Source organism: Arthrobacter rhizosphaerae (genome assembly GCF_023062595.1).
GTDB classification, from domain to species: Bacteria; Actinomycetota; Actinomycetes; order Actinomycetales; family Micrococcaceae; genus Arthrobacter; species Arthrobacter rhizosphaerae.
This window is the reverse complement of sequence record NZ_JALLAN010000003.1, coordinates 182,796-198,827: the sequence shown is the minus strand read 5'-3', so window position 1 is coordinate 198,827 and position 16,032 is coordinate 182,796. Positions and strand designations below refer to the sequence as shown.

At 62.6% G+C, this 16,032-nt stretch carries 12 protein-coding genes; 4 read left to right on the top strand and 8 right to left on the bottom strand.

Going from position 1 to position 16,032, the window contains the following annotated elements; translation table 11 throughout:
- Nucleotides 1-35: 35 nt before the first annotated feature.
- Complete coding sequence (locus tag MU551_RS05810; protein WP_247041480.1) at nt 36-473, bottom strand: VOC family protein; 438 nt, start codon at nt 471-473, stop codon at nt 36-38.
- Between the two features lie 1,364 nt (nt 474-1,837).
- Between MU551_RS05810 and MU551_RS05805 the strand changes: the two genes are divergently transcribed.
- Both MU551_RS05805 and MU551_RS05800 read left to right on the top strand, forming a co-directional pair.
- The gene (locus MU551_RS05805; RefSeq protein WP_247041478.1) at nt 1,838-2,635 is read left to right on the top strand and encodes a response regulator transcription factor; all 798 of its coding nucleotides are present in this window, start codon (nt 1,838-1,840) and stop codon (nt 2,633-2,635) included.
- 252 nt (nt 2,636-2,887) lie between these two features.
- Nucleotides 2,888-3,514, top strand: coding sequence for a hypothetical protein (locus MU551_RS05800; protein ID WP_247041476.1), 627 nt, complete (start codon nt 2,888-2,890; stop codon nt 3,512-3,514).
- A gap of 226 nt (nt 3,515-3,740) precedes the next feature.
- Here MU551_RS05800 and MU551_RS05795 read toward each other — a convergent pair whose 3' ends face one another.
- Entirely contained in the window at nt 3,741-4,751 is a 1,011-nt protein-coding gene (locus MU551_RS05795) for a CU044_5270 family protein (RefSeq protein ID WP_247041474.1), read from the bottom strand.
- Nucleotides 4,714-5,313, bottom strand: a complete 600-nt coding sequence (locus tag MU551_RS05790; protein WP_247041471.1) for an RNA polymerase sigma factor — start codon at nt 5,311-5,313, stop codon at nt 4,714-4,716. The genes MU551_RS05795 and MU551_RS05790 overlap by 38 nt, the downstream gene beginning before the upstream one ends.
- A gap of 156 nt (nt 5,314-5,469) precedes the next feature.
- On the opposite strand from MU551_RS05790, the gene MU551_RS05785 reads away from it, so the two are divergent.
- Nucleotides 5,470-6,114 (top strand): DUF4190 domain-containing protein, encoded by a 645-nt coding sequence (locus MU551_RS05785; protein WP_247041469.1) that lies wholly within the window; start codon nt 5,470-5,472, stop codon nt 6,112-6,114.
- A gap of 5 nt (nt 6,115-6,119) precedes the next feature.
- Here the strand turns inward: MU551_RS05785 and MU551_RS05780 are convergent, their stop codons facing one another.
- Nucleotides 6,120-7,031, bottom strand: coding sequence for a glutaminase (locus MU551_RS05780; protein WP_247041467.1), 912 nt, complete (start codon nt 7,029-7,031; stop codon nt 6,120-6,122).
- A 19-nt stretch (nt 7,032-7,050) separates the two neighbouring features.
- Nucleotides 7,051-8,718, bottom strand: coding sequence for a PucR family transcriptional regulator (locus tag MU551_RS05775; protein ID WP_247041465.1), 1,668 nt, complete (start codon nt 8,716-8,718; stop codon nt 7,051-7,053).
- 354 nt (nt 8,719-9,072) lie between these two features.
- Between MU551_RS05775 and MU551_RS05770 the strand changes: the two genes are divergently transcribed.
- Nucleotides 9,073-11,946 carry an aminotransferase class I/II-fold pyridoxal phosphate-dependent enzyme gene (locus tag MU551_RS05770; protein WP_247041463.1) on the top strand — a complete coding sequence of 958 codons (2,874 nt, stop codon included), beginning with the start codon at nt 9,073-9,075 and terminating at the stop codon, nt 11,944-11,946.
- Here the strand turns inward: MU551_RS05770 and MU551_RS05765 are convergent.
- The 3 genes from MU551_RS05765 to MU551_RS05755 are packed head-to-tail and all read right to left on the bottom strand — an operon-like array spanning nt 11,900 to nt 15,914.
- Complete coding sequence (locus MU551_RS05765; RefSeq protein ID WP_247041461.1) at nt 11,900-12,595, bottom strand: ThuA domain-containing protein; 696 nt, start codon at nt 12,593-12,595, stop codon at nt 11,900-11,902. The two genes, MU551_RS05770 and MU551_RS05765, sit on opposite strands and share 47 nt — an antisense overlap.
- Complete coding sequence (locus tag MU551_RS05760) at nt 12,592-13,752, bottom strand: substrate-binding domain-containing protein (RefSeq protein ID WP_247041459.1); 1,161 nt, start codon at nt 13,750-13,752, stop codon at nt 12,592-12,594. The genes MU551_RS05765 and MU551_RS05760 overlap by 4 nt, the downstream gene beginning before the upstream one ends.
- Nucleotides 13,749-15,914, bottom strand: a complete 2,166-nt coding sequence (locus tag MU551_RS05755; RefSeq protein WP_247041457.1) for a heparinase II/III family protein — start codon at nt 15,912-15,914, stop codon at nt 13,749-13,751. The genes MU551_RS05760 and MU551_RS05755 overlap by 4 nt, the downstream gene beginning before the upstream one ends.
- Between the last annotated feature and the right edge of the window lie 118 nt (nt 15,915-16,032).

The following is a 16,032-nucleotide window of genomic DNA, read 5'->3' as shown; positions in this document are numbered from 1 at the left end:
AGGTGAGGGCCCATAGCGTTGGGCCGTTCCGGGAGTCAGTCCTTCTTCAGTTCCTGGGCTAGCATCACGAGGATTCCGCTGGGACCGCGGAGGTACGTGAGTTTGTAGACGTCGGCGTAGGTGGCCACGCCGCGTAGCGGATGGCAACCGTGCTTGGCAGCTACCTCGAGGGCCTTTTCGATGTCGTCAACAGAGAAGGCCACGCGGTGCATACCAATGTCGTTGGGACGCGTGGGGTTCGACTCAATCGCCTCGGGATGGATGTATTCGAAGAGCTCAAGTCGACCGTTACCGTCCGGGGTCTGGAGCATCGCGATTTTGGCGTGGTTTCCGTCAAGTCCAACGGCCGTATCTGCCCATTCACCGCTGACCGTGTCACGGCCCATGACTGTAAGGCCGAGATCGGTGAAAAAGGCGATTGCCGCTTCGATATCGCGAACAGCGATACCCACATTCTCAAATTTGATGGCCATGCGTTGAAAGCTACCAAGGCGGAGCGATTAGCTCCAGTGGCGGGCGCCACTGTCTCTCCGTTGGCCGGACGCCTTACGGGACAGGGATCACACTGGGCTGATGTTCACCTCACCATGCCCGCTGCCTCCGAACCAAAGGGAAGTTCTTCCCAAGCCAATGCGCGCTGAGTAGAATCACCCGCACGAGCCTGCAACAGGCTTGGAGGGAGCAGACCTGACTGGGCAGCGTCACGGTATGCACCGGCACCGTGACATCTGCGACCTGGATCAACACTCGAGAGATTGAGGTACGCGATGCGCAAGAAATCACTACTAGGTGCTGCCCTATGTACGGCGGCGCTGATCGGCATGCAGTCCGTCCCCGCCTTCGCTGCGGGGCAGGTGGAAAGGGGCCCGGAACACGCCAACTCCATCTGCTCGTTCTCGGGGCTCAACGATGTGCCAAACGATCCCTTTGAGGGCGGACGGGTCCAGTCCTACGGACAAATCGTTGCCGCGGGACATAAGGCCCTAGTTCCGAGCCCGGGCGAACTATGCAACGCTCATTTGTTTCCCTATCCTGAGGCCTTCCTCGAGGAAGGACCCTAGTATCTAAACCCGGTTGGCCCTTGGTCTCGGGCCAACCCGTTTGGGCCAGCGCTGACCTGGGAGGCGGGCGGCCGTGGCGCGCCACCGCCGCGATGGGGTACGAAACCGGCAAGGTGCCGAGGTGAGCACGGACAGGACCGGGCAATGATGACGGCTCGGTGGACTGAGTAATGGCTGGGCCCTGATTAGCCCATATCCGGAAGTGCCCAACGCCCGCCACCACCACTGTCGTCGTATTTACCACAGCGTTTGCAGCGCCTGTAGCGGCCGCCATCCTCGGTGCTTTCACCATGCATCTTCGAAGCGTGGCCAGAACATGCCCGGCAGTGGCCAGAAACTGCCCAGCAGCGCCCAGGCGAATTGCCCACCTCTGAGGGAGTCCTGGTTGCCCATTGCGCCAGTCAGCGTGGCGCTGGGACGGGAACGCTTTGTCAGGGAATGATGACGCTTCGGCCGGGGACGAGTTTTAGTTCTTCTCCAGGGCCGTGGAATCCGGGGTTGGCTCCGCGCAGTGCGTATCCGGGAACGCCGAAGCGGCTGATAAGTCCTCCCTGAGCGCCCCGCACAACGCCGGCGGATGGGGCTGCCGTCCCTCCGAACCCCGATTCTGAAACCCAGCTGTCAGGGCAGGCAGATACGCTGGCCCCGGCACACCTCGCAAAGGAAGGCAACGATGAAGCTCTGGGGCTGCCGAAACCCTACATGATCACCTCCTGGCAGCCCGCCCCTCACGGCCAATCCCGCTAACCCGCACGATCAAAACCACAGGACACAAGATGACACCTGCAGATGACCTCCGTTCTAGGGCCCAGGGCAACGAGAAGGGCGAGCCGCCTGAGCGGACAGGGCAGGTTCGAGTCGGCGGCCTCCTTGCTCATGCTGACATTCTCATTGAAGCGATGCTCGATGTCCGGGCGTTCGGGCCGGTTTCCCCGCACTCTTTGTACCTCCGGGCCCGCTATGCCGAGCTGCTTCCGGTGGTGATGGCTGATGTTCTGCGATGCATAGAGACGGGCGGGCCGCTGAGCCCGCACACGCTCGCAGCACTTCGTGCCTCCGCGAGAGCCATGCGACTCGCTGATGTGCCACTGAGGCTGATGCTACGAGGAGGCGCCCCTTCACTTCGCGTCTTCTACGCGTATGCACGCTCGTGGAAACACGAACTTTCCCATCGGGAACTTACTCTGCTCATGGAACGAGCCGCACGCCTCTCGGCCGAGATGACAGCATACTGGGTTGAGTTTTGGTTTGAGGCAATCCAGCATCCACACCCTGACGGACCGCGGGCAGATGGCGATAACTTGGACGACATTCTTGAATCCGTGCCAGGGATTCTGGAGAGTCCCGGGCTCGACATGCTGGCCCTGGTCGCCGCCGGGCATTCAAACGAACAAATCGCAGAGGCTCTGGACTACAGCCCCCACGCCGTCAAATGGCATCTCGCCCGGGTAATGCGGTCGTGGAAAGTTGGCAACCGGGCTGCCCTGGTTTCAGTGGCGTTTCTGCGTGGCGCACTGTGCCCGAAACGCGCTCATCTATCGCCGGATTCCACATCAGGTTGGAAAGAACGATAACTACCGGAAGTACATCCACGGTTGCAGTCCAAAGAACGCCTGAATTCCCTACACGATACTGAGCCGTTGTGCATGTCATGTAAGGAATCTGTTAGACGAGTGGCCAGTTTTCTGTTGATTAGAGCCCGGAACCCTATGGGTGCTTGATCGCTGTGCCTAGCCTTGTCCGGGTGGATGAGTGATCTGCTGCAAGCTCTCGGCGCGGGTAACCCCCCAGCCTTGCTCCCGGAGACACCAACGAAAGTAGGAAGTATGAAGAGACTCAGATTGTCCAAGGCAGCCGGGATGGCTGCCGCAGGTGCCCTGCTCCTGACGCTACTACCCGCTACGGCGGCGATGGCAGCCGAAGGGCCAACGACTGAAGAGTTGCTAGCAGCATGCGAGGGAGCCGACCACTGCGAGTTCGTTCCGGTGTCCAGTGAGCGGTACACAACGGACGTGAAGTTGGTTTCGCCTATGTCACCCAATTGCGGTCCAGGCGTGGTTGACCTCCAAAGCAACTGGACTGAAACGACGGGTAGCAGCGACACTGTGGGCGGTTCGATCACGGCCAAGTCTGGAGTTCTGTTTGGACTCTTCGAGGCTTCCATTGAGGCCAACTACAACCATCAATGGAGCCGCAGCGACTCGAAAGGCGGGTTCGTCATGGTTCACGTGCCTGCGTTGAGCATCGGGTATGTCACTAAGTCCACCGCGATGGAGAGGGTCAAGGGTTACTACAAAATGAACTTCAGTGAGCGCAGATGGGACCACTACTACTGGACGACCAGCACCGTCACCGTCGAAGGACCAGATAAGAACGGTATTGGAAACGAAATCGTTCAGGGACACACCCGACCGATGACAAACGAAGAGCTGGCACTGCACTGCCCAAACTGACAGGATCCGTTGCCCAATGGTCTGGGGCCACTAAGGTCGCAGCCCTGGAAGCATTGAGTTCGTAAAGATCAATGCAAAATCATCCGGAAGGTAAACAAAGGTCCTGAATGCACTCCGGACGGGACCTTTGTTTGCCGCTGCCGGGACGCGGCCCGATGTCAGCTTTTACCGTCGCCAGATCAATTCGAGGAATGGCGCGGAGGAACCTTCTTACCCGGGTGAGGTATCAGGGAGCTGTGTCGGAAACGGAAGTTTCTACGGCAGTCCAAGTCACGGCCGTTCCTGCCGGGATCGAACCAAGGGGTTGTGTGATGATTTCCCGTTCGCCGATCAGCACCCCGGTCTGGGGGTCGATGATGATCTCCTGGCGCATCTTGGAAAGCCCTTCTTCGAGACGGCCGATGGCGACGCCGGTACGTCCGTCCAGGTTGGCCTGGCCTTCGGTGATGGTCACCCCGGGAATCATGGCCGCAGCCTTGTAAAGGGCGGCCCTCAGATCGGCAGGGGCAACACCTGTACGGAGGAGGTCCGCGATGAACACCAATGCTGCCCCGTCCACAGATTGTCCCTTTCCAAGGGTCTGTTTGTAGATGCTGTTAAGCAGGCGGTAGGGATCGCGGGGAAGCGCGGACATGTCCGGGGCAAAGGAGTCGGGGCTGCCGTAGAAGGCTCCATTGGCTCCTCGCAACAGCTCGGGATTCGGTTGTGTGTTCTGTTGGCGGACGTACTCCTCGGCCTTTGCGTCAAAGAAGGTGGTGGGAACGCGTCCTGACCGATGCCACACCCACTCACCGGAACGGTCAGCAGGGATATACATTTCGGATTTTTCGGTGTCCAGCCATTCGTAGCTGGAACCGTCCGCGTCTACGGACTGGGTGCTCCAAACGTTTGTGCTTTGGATTTTCAGGTACTGGCCCGGATTCACCGCGGGATCGACCGTGGTAATCGCCGTCTGTGCCGCGGCGTTGAGAACTTCTGCCGCCTGGGCGGTGGCTCCGCCGCGCCAACCGGCAAGCCCGATGACGTCTCCTCCGATAAGCCCCGCGACGACGGCGGCCGCGGCTGCCGAAGTCAGCCAGACACGTGTGCCACGAGGACGCCGGGCGGAGAGCTCTGAAACTGCCGGGGCCGGGGCTATGCGTTGCAGCAACTTTTCCCGCCCGGCTTCGATGGTGGCGTCAGCCGGAGTGCCTGAATTGTCATCGCGAATTTTGCGCAGCAGTGTTATCTCGTCCACGGTTCATCTCCTTGTTATCAATTTGGTCCAGATCCGCTGCATCGCGCAGAACGCGGCGGGCCCTGCTAAGGCGTGACCGGACGGTTCCGACCGGGACGCCGGTGGCTATTGCGATCCCTTCATAGGTCAGGTCCGCCCACGCGTAGAGCAACAGGCATTCCCTGTCGGCAGATGAAAGGCCTCGCAGCGCGGCGGCGATTCCCGCCGTCGCTGCCGCTGCATCCAACCGCTCCACCACCCTGTCCGCGCCGGTGTCGTGGTCCCCCCGGCCGGCAGCCTTCGCGAAGGCCTTCAACCTCCTGGCTTCGGTTCGGTGATGTCGGCGCAGCAGGTTCGTGGCGATCCCGAACAACCATGGACGGGCGTCCTCCCAGCGAGGATCGAATGATTCCCGACTCTCGAATGCAACCAGAAAGGTCTCAGCCATCACGTCCTCGGCTGCAGAATCGCCAGCACGAGCCGCAGCATAGCGATATACCATGCGCGAATACTTGTCATAAAGGACCGCAAATGCTGCGGGGTCCTCGTGGGAGCTGCGAACTGCGCCGCTGTCGTTAGTCACACCGTGTATTGCCCTTTCGGATCAAAATAGTTCACGAAATCCCCTGTGATTCAAATCACTTGTGCAGGGACCACCATGAAGTGATACCGGCTGCAGCGGCCTTCCGGCCAGCACGGCGGTAGGCTTGTCCTAAATACTTTATGAGGGGGATCCACCATGACTGAGCAACCCAAAACCGGCGACGATACACCCAATGGCTACCGGCCGCCGTCGTACATTCCCTCCCAAGATTCCGACGTCCCACCGCCGCCGGCCCCTCCGGCCGGACCGCAGTTTGAACAGCCGGATGCCGGACAGCCCACGTTTGAACAGCCGGACTCCTCGGGTTCCCACGCCTACGGCGAACCGTCTTATGGCCAAACGCCGTCTTATGGCCAGGCACAGTATGGCCAAACGCCCTACGGTCAGCAGACATATGGCAAGCCAGCGGATCAGTATGGACAAACGCCAAACCCCTACCCGCAGCCCTACGGGCAACAGTATGGGCAGGCGCCCAGCCCCTATGCGCAGCCCTATGGCCAGCCCGGATACTACGCAGCTCCGGAACCCAAGGGCCTGAGTATCGCAAGCCTGTGCTGCGGCATCTCTGTTTATATCGGCTTTGGCTTCATAATCCTGCCGCAGATTGCAGCGGTGGTCCTCGGCCACATGGCCCTCAAAAGGGAGCCTGCAGGTAAGGGAATGGCCATCGGTGGTCTGGTCATGGGCTACGTGGGTATCGCCCTGACTGTGATGGCCTTTATCTTCTTCTTCGCAATTATCGGGGGCCTGGCCAACGAATATTCGGAGCAAACCTTCTAAGCGGATCAGAAGATGGACAGGCCTGTCCTGGTGGTGAACTCGTCCAGGGCGGCCATGCCGGCTACTGAATTCCCGGAGCGTCCCAGCCCCGGGCTCCACACACAGACGGTGCAATTGTTCGGCACTACGGCAATAATGCCGCCGCCCACCCCGCTCTTTCCGGGCAGCCCCACGCGGTAGGCAAACTCACCGGCGGCGTCATAGGTTCCGCAGGTGAGCATGACCGCGTTGATCCGCTTGGTCTGGGGAGGGGACAGTAAGGCGGTTCCGTCGCCCCGCATACCGTTGGAGGCGAGGAATCTGCTGGCCAGGGCCAGGTCGGTGCAGCTCATGGCCAGGGAACACTGGCTGATGTAGGCATCGAGGACATCGTCCACCGGGTTGTCGAGGTTGCCGCAGCTTGCCAGGAAGTGCGCCAGCGACTTGTTCCGGTTGCTGTGGCGGGCTTCTGAATCGGCGACGACGGCGTCAACCACCAGCGAGTCGTTGCCGCTTTCCTGCCGAAGGAGATCGCGGACAGCGGTTGACGGGTTCTCGGAGATGCTCAGGAGCCGGTCCGTAACGACGAGTGCGCCGGCGTTGATAAACGGGTTGCGCGGAATTCCGTCCTCGTGCTCAAGCTGGACGAGCGAATTGAAGGGGTTGCCGGACGGCTCCCGGAAAACCCGCTTCCAGATCCTGTCCCCGTCGTCGGCAAGCACCAGCGCGAGGGCGAACACCTTTGAGATGCTCTGGATCGAAAAGGCCATTTCCGAATCCCCGGACGCAAAAACCTCACCCTCGCGTGTGGCAACGGAAATCCCGAAATGGTCCGCGCCCACGGCACCGAGCTCCGGGATGTAGCCAGCCACTTCACCCTGTCCAAGGTGGGGCTTGATGGTCCCGACGATGTCGTCGAGGAGGTTTTGCATATCCATAACCGGTGGTTCTCTACTTCTACGATGTGATGTTGGGGGAGGTGATGCTGGGGGATGCTCTCTCGGCGGAAGCAGCCCTGTTTTCTGATTCCGTCCAAAGCCGGATCTGCAGGTGGGCCAGGAGCCGTTGACCGGAATCCTGGAGGTCGATTCCCGCGACTTCGCAGGAACGCCTCAGCCTGTAATGGACGGTGTTGCGGTGGACCTTGAGTTGCTCCGCGCACAGGTTGACGTCGCCAAAGGACTCAAGGTAGGCCAGCAGCGTGGCGGCGAACTCCGGATGTCGTTCGCACAGCACAGCGATGCCCTTGTGGCGGAGCCGGTCGCGCGAGCCGATAAGGTCCAGCAGCTCATTGACCAGGACAGTCGTTTCCACCTCGCTGAAGGAAGCCACGCGCATGGAAGGCGTCTCCTTGAGGACCTTCAAGACGTTGCGGACGTGTTCCACAGAGGTGTGCAGCTGGTCCAGTTGCTCCACTATGGGTCCGACGGCGGCCTGGACCTGCAGGTCCAGATGGGCCCTGGCGTCCCGCACAATGACGTTGGCCAGACGGGTGATCGCGGCCGGGGACTTCACCGGATCCAGGTCGGGCAGGATGACAGCCGTTTCCAGGCCCAGCCAGCCAACAACAGCGCCCGGACGATAGGCGGCAGCATGGATTGAGATCAGGTTGGCCAATTCGCCCCGCTGCAGTTGCAGCCCCGGAGGAGTTTGCTGCAGGCTTCCGGACGATACCAGCACCAGTGCTGCAGGCTTGGAGGGATCAAGCCCAGCCGACTGCGCCTGCGAATGGATCTGCGCCGTCCCGCTTAGCAGGCTGGAGACCCTGTCCTGGCGCATGGATTGGGACTGTTCGTTGCGGTGCCGTACCAGCTCGATGGCGGCATGCCGGGCGGAGCCCACCAGGATCCGGTCAGTGTTCGGTGCGAGCCGTTCGGCCCCTTCCTGGAGCCAGATGTACCCTAGGACGCGCCGGCCGGCGTGAATGCCGATGGCCACGCGCTCCCTGAGTCCCTCGTCAGGATTGGCAGGAATGTGAATGGGCGCCTCTCCGGCCTGGAGGTGTTTATAGACCCCCGATTCCTTCAGGAGCTTCTGGTACCGCTCGGGTCCGCGGCGGGCCAGGATGGATAAGCGGCGGAGTTCGTCGACGTCGTTGGAGGCAGGGGAGTAGGCGAGCACACGGTTCGCGGGGTCCTCGATGACCACGTGGCCGTGCGTCAGCGTCGCCGTCGTCTGGGCAATCCCGAAAAGGTCCCGCTGCATCAGGGTAGAGGTGTCGCCGGAAGGCAGCGACTCACGGATGCGGTCCGTCGCGATGCTTTCAAGGTGGTTCCAGCGCGCTGAAAGGGCGACGGCGACCAGTCCAATTCCGGTGGGGCGCAGGACTTCCCGGACTGCTGCCAGCTCGGCTTCCGTTCCTTTGATGGCAATGGCCGCGGGCCTGTTGTCGATCAGCGCGCGGACCGTGGGCAAGGCAGCGCGTCCCCTCACTCCCACCAGCAGCACCAAAGCGCCGCGCTGGATGGAGTCATGGTCTTCGGAATCGGTGATGACGGCGTCCTGGACTGTGTCGTTGTCGGCGGCCGGGGCAAGCAGCAGTTGTGCGTTGTCGATGCCAATGTCTTCGAGGACATCGCTGAGCGCTACGCGGGGCAGCTCCCCGTTGAGTTCCTCAGGTCTCACCCCGGCACCCCGACCCTCTCTGATTGTGTGGGCAACATGCCAGACAGGCATGGCTCTTTGCGGCGACAGCCACAGCCAAGTACGCTACTCGCCCAATGACGGCAAAAATTTAGTTCCGTGCACAAATTCCTCCTTGCGTTCTTGGCGCCCCAACCAACATAAAACTATCCCCCCGGACCTAGAGTTGGATACACCACCACCCCGGCAACGTCGCCGGGACGATGGCGAGCTTCACCCACCACCAGCAGCTGGTTTAGCTGCACTTCCTGATCCGATACCCGCTGCCTTCTGCCGGCATGCGTGCATCGACGCACCCTCTTGAACATTGACCAGAAAGCATGAGAACCAAAAGAAATGATTGACGACGGCGTCACTCCCACCACCGGGGCTGGAATGGAAATAGGCACACCGAGCCGGGCATGGCGGGTTCGCGCCGACGCCTGGGATTTCCTGGGATACGCCATGAAGCAACTGGCTTCCGCCGCAGCAGGAGCGCCAGCCGGAGGAAAAACCGGCGCGAAGGAAAAACCGGCGGCGAAGGGATCGGGCAGCCAAAGCGGGCTGGAGGGCCAGACCCGCCGGGCGCTGGTCCTGCTCGAGGCCATCGAACTGTACTGGGCCTTCCCCGGCTTACCGGCGCTGGCAAGGCTTCGCAGCATTATCGCCGCCGGTGAATATGGCGAGGCGCTCGACCTGATCGAGGGCGTCAGAAGCCGCATCGGCCGAATCCGCCCCACTTCCGAACAGTCCAGGCAAACCGCTGATGCGGCCGATGGCGGAGAGGGCGAACCCCTTGAGGGACGCCAGGATGCGCCGGAGCGGCCCAAGTTTGAAGTCCTGGTGGTAGATGACATCACTGCCGAAGAAGCTGAGACCCTCAAAGGCGAGATGCTCGGGCAACGGCGCCCCGCGGATGCATTCAGCTACGAGGTCAATGTGGTGCCCTCCTTCGAGGACGCCCTTGTGGCCGTGCTGCTGAACCCTGACATCCAGGCCTGCATTCTGCGGCCAGGCTTCACCATCAGGGGTGGCCGCAGGCTCGGCAGTGACCTGAAGAGTTTCCTGGCACGCCACATCGACGACGGTCTGGAAGCGCTGCGGCCCATCGACCGGATCCTCCGGCTGGCTGAGGGAATGGCTGAGCTTCGGCCTGAACTGGATGTGTACCTCGTTGCCGGCGTCGCTATTGAAGGCCTCGCGGGATCCCTGACCCGGCCGTTCAAGAGGATCTTCCGCAGGGAAGACCGCCTTGACCTGCATCTATCTCTGCTGGCCGGTGTCGCGGAGCGTTACGAGACGCCCTTTTTCACTGCCCTCCAGGAATACAGCCGCCGCCCCGCGAGCGTGTTCCATGCACTCCCCATCTCCCGTGGGGGCTCGGTGGGAAACTCACCCTGGATCCGGGACATGGCCGACTTCTACGGACTGAATCTGCTGCTGGCCGAGACGTCAGCCACCTCCGGCGGCCTCGATTCCCTGCTGGATCCTCATGGTTCCATCAAAAAAGCACAGGAGCTGGCCGCGCGGGCCTTCGGTGCTGAGCAGACATTCTTCGTCACCAACGGCACGTCCACGGCCAACAAGATCGTCCACCAGGCCATCGTCGCCCCCGGCGACATCGTGCTGGTGGACCGGAACTGCCACAAGTCCCACCACTACGCGCTGATGCTGTCCGGTGCGCAGGTGGCCTACCTGGACGCATATCCGCTGGACCGCTACTCCTTCTACGGTGCTGTTCCACTTGCCAGCATCAAGAAGATGCTCCTGGACTACCGGCGGGCAGGGCGGCTGGACGACGTCAAAATGATCACCCTGACCAACTGCACTTTCGACGGGATCGTGTACGACGTCGAGCGGGTCATGGAGGAGTGCCTGGCCATTAAGCCTGACCTCGTCTTTCTCTGGGATGAGGCCTGGTTCGCGTTCGCCGCCTTCCACCCGGTGTACCGGCGCCGGACTGCGATGGCAGCCGCACGGAAACTGGAAACCGAGTTCCGGAACCCGGACTACGTTCTCCGGTACGCCGAGCAGGCGGAACTTCTGTGGGATCCGGAAACAGGCGCCCCAGCGGACGACGAAGTATGGCTGAACACCCGGCTCATCCCGGATCCGTCAAAGGCACGGCTCCGCATTTACGCAACGCAGTCCACCCACAAAACCCTCACGTCCTTGCGCCAGGGATCGATGGTCCACGTATTCGACCAGGACTTCGAATACCTCAACGGCGAGGCGTTTCGGGAGGCGTACATGACGCACACCTCCACGTCGCCGAACTACCAGATCCTGGCGTCGCTGGACATCGGCCGGCGGCAGGTGGAGCTTGAAGGATTCGCGCTGGTGCAGAAGCAGGCGGACCTGGCTGTCAGCATCGCGCAGGCCGTGGCCAGGAACCCGCTGCTGAAGAAGTACTTCCGGGTGCTCGGCGCCAGCGAGCTCATCCCGGAGGAGTACCGGGAAACGAGCACCTCGATGCCCCTCAGCAAGGGGTTGTCCGTACTGGATGAGGCCTGGCGGCGCGATGAGTTCGTGGTTGACCCCAGCCGGCTGACCCTGGACATCGGCCTTACGGGGATCGACGGCGACACGTTCAAACACGAGTACCTGATGGATAAATACGGCATCCAGGTCAACAAAACATCGCGCAACAGCGTCCTCTTTATGACCAACATCGGAACCTCACGAAGCGCCGTGGCCTACCTGGTCGAAGTCCTCGTGAAACTCGCTGAGTCCTTTGATGCGGAACAAAGGACGCTCGGCCCCCGTGGGCTGAAGGCGCGCGATGCCCGCGTTCGGGCGCTCAGAAGCGATCCCGGGACCCATCCGGAAGGTACTACGGTGAGTGCCCCGATTGCCCTTCCTGACTTCAGCAGGTTCGCTGACAGGTTCAGGGCGGACAACACCAACCCCGATGGGAACCTGAGGGCGGCCTACTTCGAGACGTACAAAACGGGTGCCACCGAGTATCTCGAACCCGCGGAACTTTTGCGGCGGGTGGCGGGAGGCGAGGAAGTCATTTCCGCAGGGTTCGTCACGCCCTACCCTCCCGGCTTTCCCATCTTGGTTCCCGGCCAGGTGATCACTGTGGATGCGCTGGACTTCATGGCCGCCCTCGACACCCGCGAGGTCCACGGCTACGACCCCGAACTGGGCTTCCGGGTGTTTGCCGAAGCCAAGGGCAGCATCAGGACTGAGGGGCTGCCGGACGGGTCCCTTCGAGCAGCCAGCTGACGCCGCGCTTGAGCAGTTCACGGTGCTCGGGGGAGTCAAACGAGGCAGAATCGTGGCCAAGGGCGTCATAGAAGGTCCGGCCACCGCGCTCATATGACCACACGAGGGGGTGCAGTGTCCCCTCGTGCTCATGCCTGGCGTGCACCGTGATCCCCGGCAGGGTTCGCAGCCAGCTGTAGCGCTCATCCAGCACCTCGAAATCGGGGATGCCAGCGGCGAGCGGTCCTGACTGTGCATCCATCAGCACCTGGGCTGGACCGTAGTCGGGATGCATAGTGGTTCCCCGGAGCCAGCTTCCACCGAGCGTCTCCTCCCACACCGGTGAGTCCACAAAGCTTGTGGAACTGACGTGGAAGGCAAGCAGGGGGCGTCCGGCGGCGGCCCACTCCTCAAGCCCGCGAGTCGCGGCCGGCGTCCCAGGCGAGGTTCCGCCGTCGCGAGGCTGGCCCACGTTGACTACCAGAAGGTCCGGAAGCGGCTGTGAGGTGCCCAAGCCCTCCAAGGCGGTGTCGACGTCGTCCGCCACCTCCACCTGGAGGCCCGCCTCGCGCAGCAGCGTAGCGATGGCGGCGGAGGTTTCCGGGAACGGGTGCCAGGGGTCGGAATATCGTCCGTTTCCGCTGAGCAGCAGGGCGGTCGGTTCAGTCACAGGGAGTCCTCCAGGGCGTGGGCTGAAGAGCGCGGTCCACCGAGGGAGGAATCGCGCACAATGAGATCGGGGTTAAGTTGAACACGGTGGACCGGGCGTTTGGGCCCTTCGGAAATGCGGGCAGTGATGAGCTGAACTGCGAGTCTTCCCACATATTGCTTGGGTGGCCGCACCGCTGAGATCGCGGGTTCGGCAAGGTAGGCCACTTCGTCGTCGTAGCCCACCACTGCCATGCTTCCGGGAACATCCACGCCACGGTCCACGCAATGCTGGACGAAAGCCACGGCCTGGGTGTCGGAGTGGACCAGCATGGCGGTGGTATCTGTTTCCCGGCAGAGCTGCAGAATCCGGTCGAAATGCTCGGCTCGGTCGCTGGTGGGGACATGCGCTGAGTCTTCGTTGACGGACTGGGCGGCCGGGATCCGCAGGGCACCGAGAGCCTGGAGCCAGCCCCGAACGACGTGTGCACTCGTGGGACTGTTCGAATCGGTCATGCAGCCGATTTTCCGGTGCCCCTCCTGCCACAAATGCCGCGTTGCCATGCCTGCACCGAATGCGTGATCCGTGGCTACCCATTCCAGCCTGTGCGCAGGTATCTCGATGGGGGACCGCCGTTCGGCCAGCACCACGGGGATGGGAAGCGAATTGAGCCAGCGCAGCAATTCCCTTCCTGCTTCCCCGGTGATGTCCGGTGCGACGATGAGCCCGTTGATGTTCTGCGTGTTCAGCAGTGCCTGAACCTGCTGGCGGTTGTCGGCGGCATCGTACGTGGACCCGCGGACCAGGATCTTGGCCTGCCGTTCGTCTGCTTCAGCGCGGGCGCCGCTGATTACCTGTGGCCAGTAGTAGTCCAGGGACGGCACCACCATGCCGATGGAGTAGCGGTTTGTTTGTGGCCGCGTCATGGATGCCGTGCGGTCCAGGGGACTGGGGAGAGTGGCGCCGCCATGGACCCGCGAAACAAGTCCTTCGACGGCGAGCAGGTTCACGTCCCGCCGGATGGTCAGTTCACTGACGCCCAGCTCGGCCGCAATGGCCCGCACCGTGATGGAGCCGTGAGCCCGGAGTTCGTCCATAAGCCGTTCCCGGCGCTGGAGCGAAAAAAGCGACTTCCCGGCCGGTTCCGCACCCTGCTCCGGGCTTTGTGGTGGCGTCATGGCGTGGCCTCCATTGTCAGGGCAAACGAACCTGCTGCCCGCTGATCCGCAGGCATCCGGAAGCGCAAGCGAGTCAGCCGGGCACCCCACACGGAGGCCAGCAGCGGATCATCCAACAGCCACTCATCCACCAGTACGACGGCGGCGGGCTGGTCCCAGCGCAGGGTCCCACCGCGACTGGCGCTATTCGCCCGGGCTCCGCTCGCGTCGATGGCCGGAATGCCGTGGGGAAGGAGAGTCGCCGTGCCCTGCGGGCCGAGGCTGACGGTTCCGGCCAGGAGAAAGTGGATATCGACGTCGTCCGTTCCTTCCGTTCCCGATGAGCGGGAGCTTGAAGGGCGATGATCAGCAAGGCTGGGAGCGGCACGCAGGTCCCAGCTGTCCACGATTCGGACGCGGGAACCGGGACGATCCAGGGAAACCGCCCGCGTCCACCGGGAACCCCCACCCAACCCATAGGCGCGCGCTAACTCCAGAACGAGCCGCGGATCCTTGGGGGTCGGTGCTTGTATTACGTCGGCCCCGAATTCTGCCCCGGCACCCTGTTCCAGGCCAAAAGGAGTTGGAACGCTGTGCCAGCCGCTTTGCATGGCACGGATGTCGTAGCGGTTGGGACCGAAGGTCTGGGCGGTATAGGTGGGTTGGCCTGCGTCCACTAGCAACGGAATCCCGTCCACCGCCACGGTGACCGAGCCGACGTCCTTGTGGTTGTGGTTCTCGCCGTTATGCCCGCCCTTCGCCGTGACCAGGAGGCCCTCGGTGGTCCCGGGAGTTTGGCGCGCAACCATGATCTGGACCGAAGGCAGGTAGGTGAAGGCCGTCAGCGGGGGAGCGGCGGGTGCCGTATGCGCGGCCTCAACATTGCGTTCAAGCAGGGCGTGCAGTGTCCTTCCCAGCCCGAAAGCCGCGTCCGGCGCCGCCGCTGCCATGAACCCGGCGTGCCTGGCCGCCTGGTCGTCGCCGAGCCTCAGTGCCCACTTGCGGACCATGCTCCAGGGAAGGTTGCCTTCCGCCAGCGCCCGGCCGTCCGCAACGTTAAGGAACCAGTGGTGGCCAATGTGCATCCGGTGCGGGAACGCAACCAGGGCGCGTACCACGGGAAGGTCCGCCGCGAGGGCACCGGCGGTGGCCTCCTCCAACAGCGCCAGGGCCTCGAGCGCCCGGCCTGCGCCGTTCCACCAGTAGGAAAATCCTTCGTCAATGGCGCCGTCTGCAGGAATGACGGCAAGGAAACGGTCAAGGCCCTCGATGCACCTGGCCACGGTTTTGGCCTGCAGTGCGCCGTCCTCCACGAGGAAAAGGGCCGCCGCCAGGATGTTGGAGTGGATCCAGGGGTTCCAGTTGTGGACGTGGCCGTCGAGTCCCAGCCAGTGCCAGTCATCGTGCTCGAGGAACGGGGTGATGATCCTTTCCTGGACTTCCTGCCGGATTCGCCTGCGCAGCCCGGGGGAGCGACGGTCCAGCGACGCGCCGAGGACATGGTCCAGCCAGGCAAGCTGCGCTGCAACTTCGCCGGCGCCCAGGTCCAGGTACGGCCGGTCTCGGTCCGGCACCACATGGCCAAGGCGGGTGTGGACGTCGTCGTGGGCTGCCCAGCACCAGGAACTTTGTTCGCATAAGAGGAGGGCCCCGTCGATCACTTCATCGAGCCATGCCTCGGCATCGGCCTCTGGGTCAGAGTCAGAATCCTGGTAGGCGGCGCGGGATGCCTGCCCCGCAGCGAGCGAGCCTGCAGAGAGCGCTGCCATCACGATGGCACGCGTCAGCCGCTCCTGCCGTGCGCGCACGAGGTCCTCGTAGGCGGTGCGGTTGCCGTCACGGAAGTACCGCGCATAGTGCGAGACCAAAGGCTGCGGCCAAGGCGTCCGCTTTTCCTTCTCGGCTTCCTGCGCCAAAGACTCCGTGCGGGTGACGGGCACTTCACTCCACTGCGCATTGTCCTCTACCGGGCGAACACTCATCCTTTCGCGGAAGCCGTCGAGGAGGGAAAGCAGTTCCGGTCCCCCCGCGGTCGATCCCCATGCTTCCGCTAACGGACCCAGGAAGGGCAGACCTGAAGCGGAAAGCGCCGCGGCAGCATCCGGCGTCGAAAGCTGGCTGGTGGGGCTGCCCGGCATGGTGCCTCCTGCTGCTGACCTCTTAGGGTCGGATTGTTCGATCATGATCAGTTCAGATCGATCATGGATGACTGGATTGAACTTTGTTGCATCTGAGTATCTACTGATTCGCAGTTGTGATGCAACACACGGAAAGCCGGCCAAGGCGGCCCGGCCCGTACTA

What these genes read in the sequence shown, in the direction of transcription:
- MU551_RS05760 (WP_247041459.1), bottom strand. Translation starts at nt 13,752, where the DNA reads ATGACGCCACCACAAAGCCCGGAGCAGGGTGCGGAACCGGCCGGGAAG.
- MU551_RS05755 (WP_247041457.1), bottom strand. Translation starts at nt 15,914, where the DNA reads ATGATCGAACAATCCGACCCTAAGAGGTCAGCAGCAGGAGGCACCATG.
- MU551_RS05770 (WP_247041463.1), top strand. Translation starts at nt 9,073, where the DNA reads ATGATTGACGACGGCGTCACTCCCACCACCGGGGCTGGAATGGAAATA.
- MU551_RS05805 (WP_247041478.1), top strand. Translation starts at nt 1,838, where the DNA reads ATGACACCTGCAGATGACCTCCGTTCTAGGGCCCAGGGCAACGAGAAG.
- MU551_RS05810 (WP_247041480.1), bottom strand. Translation starts at nt 473, where the DNA reads ATGGCCATCAAATTTGAGAATGTGGGTATCGCTGTTCGCGATATCGAA.
- MU551_RS05800 (WP_247041476.1), top strand. Translation starts at nt 2,888, where the DNA reads ATGAAGAGACTCAGATTGTCCAAGGCAGCCGGGATGGCTGCCGCAGGT.
- MU551_RS05780 (WP_247041467.1), bottom strand. Translation starts at nt 7,031, where the DNA reads ATGGATATGCAAAACCTCCTCGACGACATCGTCGGGACCATCAAGCCC.
- MU551_RS05785 (WP_247041469.1), top strand. Translation starts at nt 5,470, where the DNA reads ATGACTGAGCAACCCAAAACCGGCGACGATACACCCAATGGCTACCGG.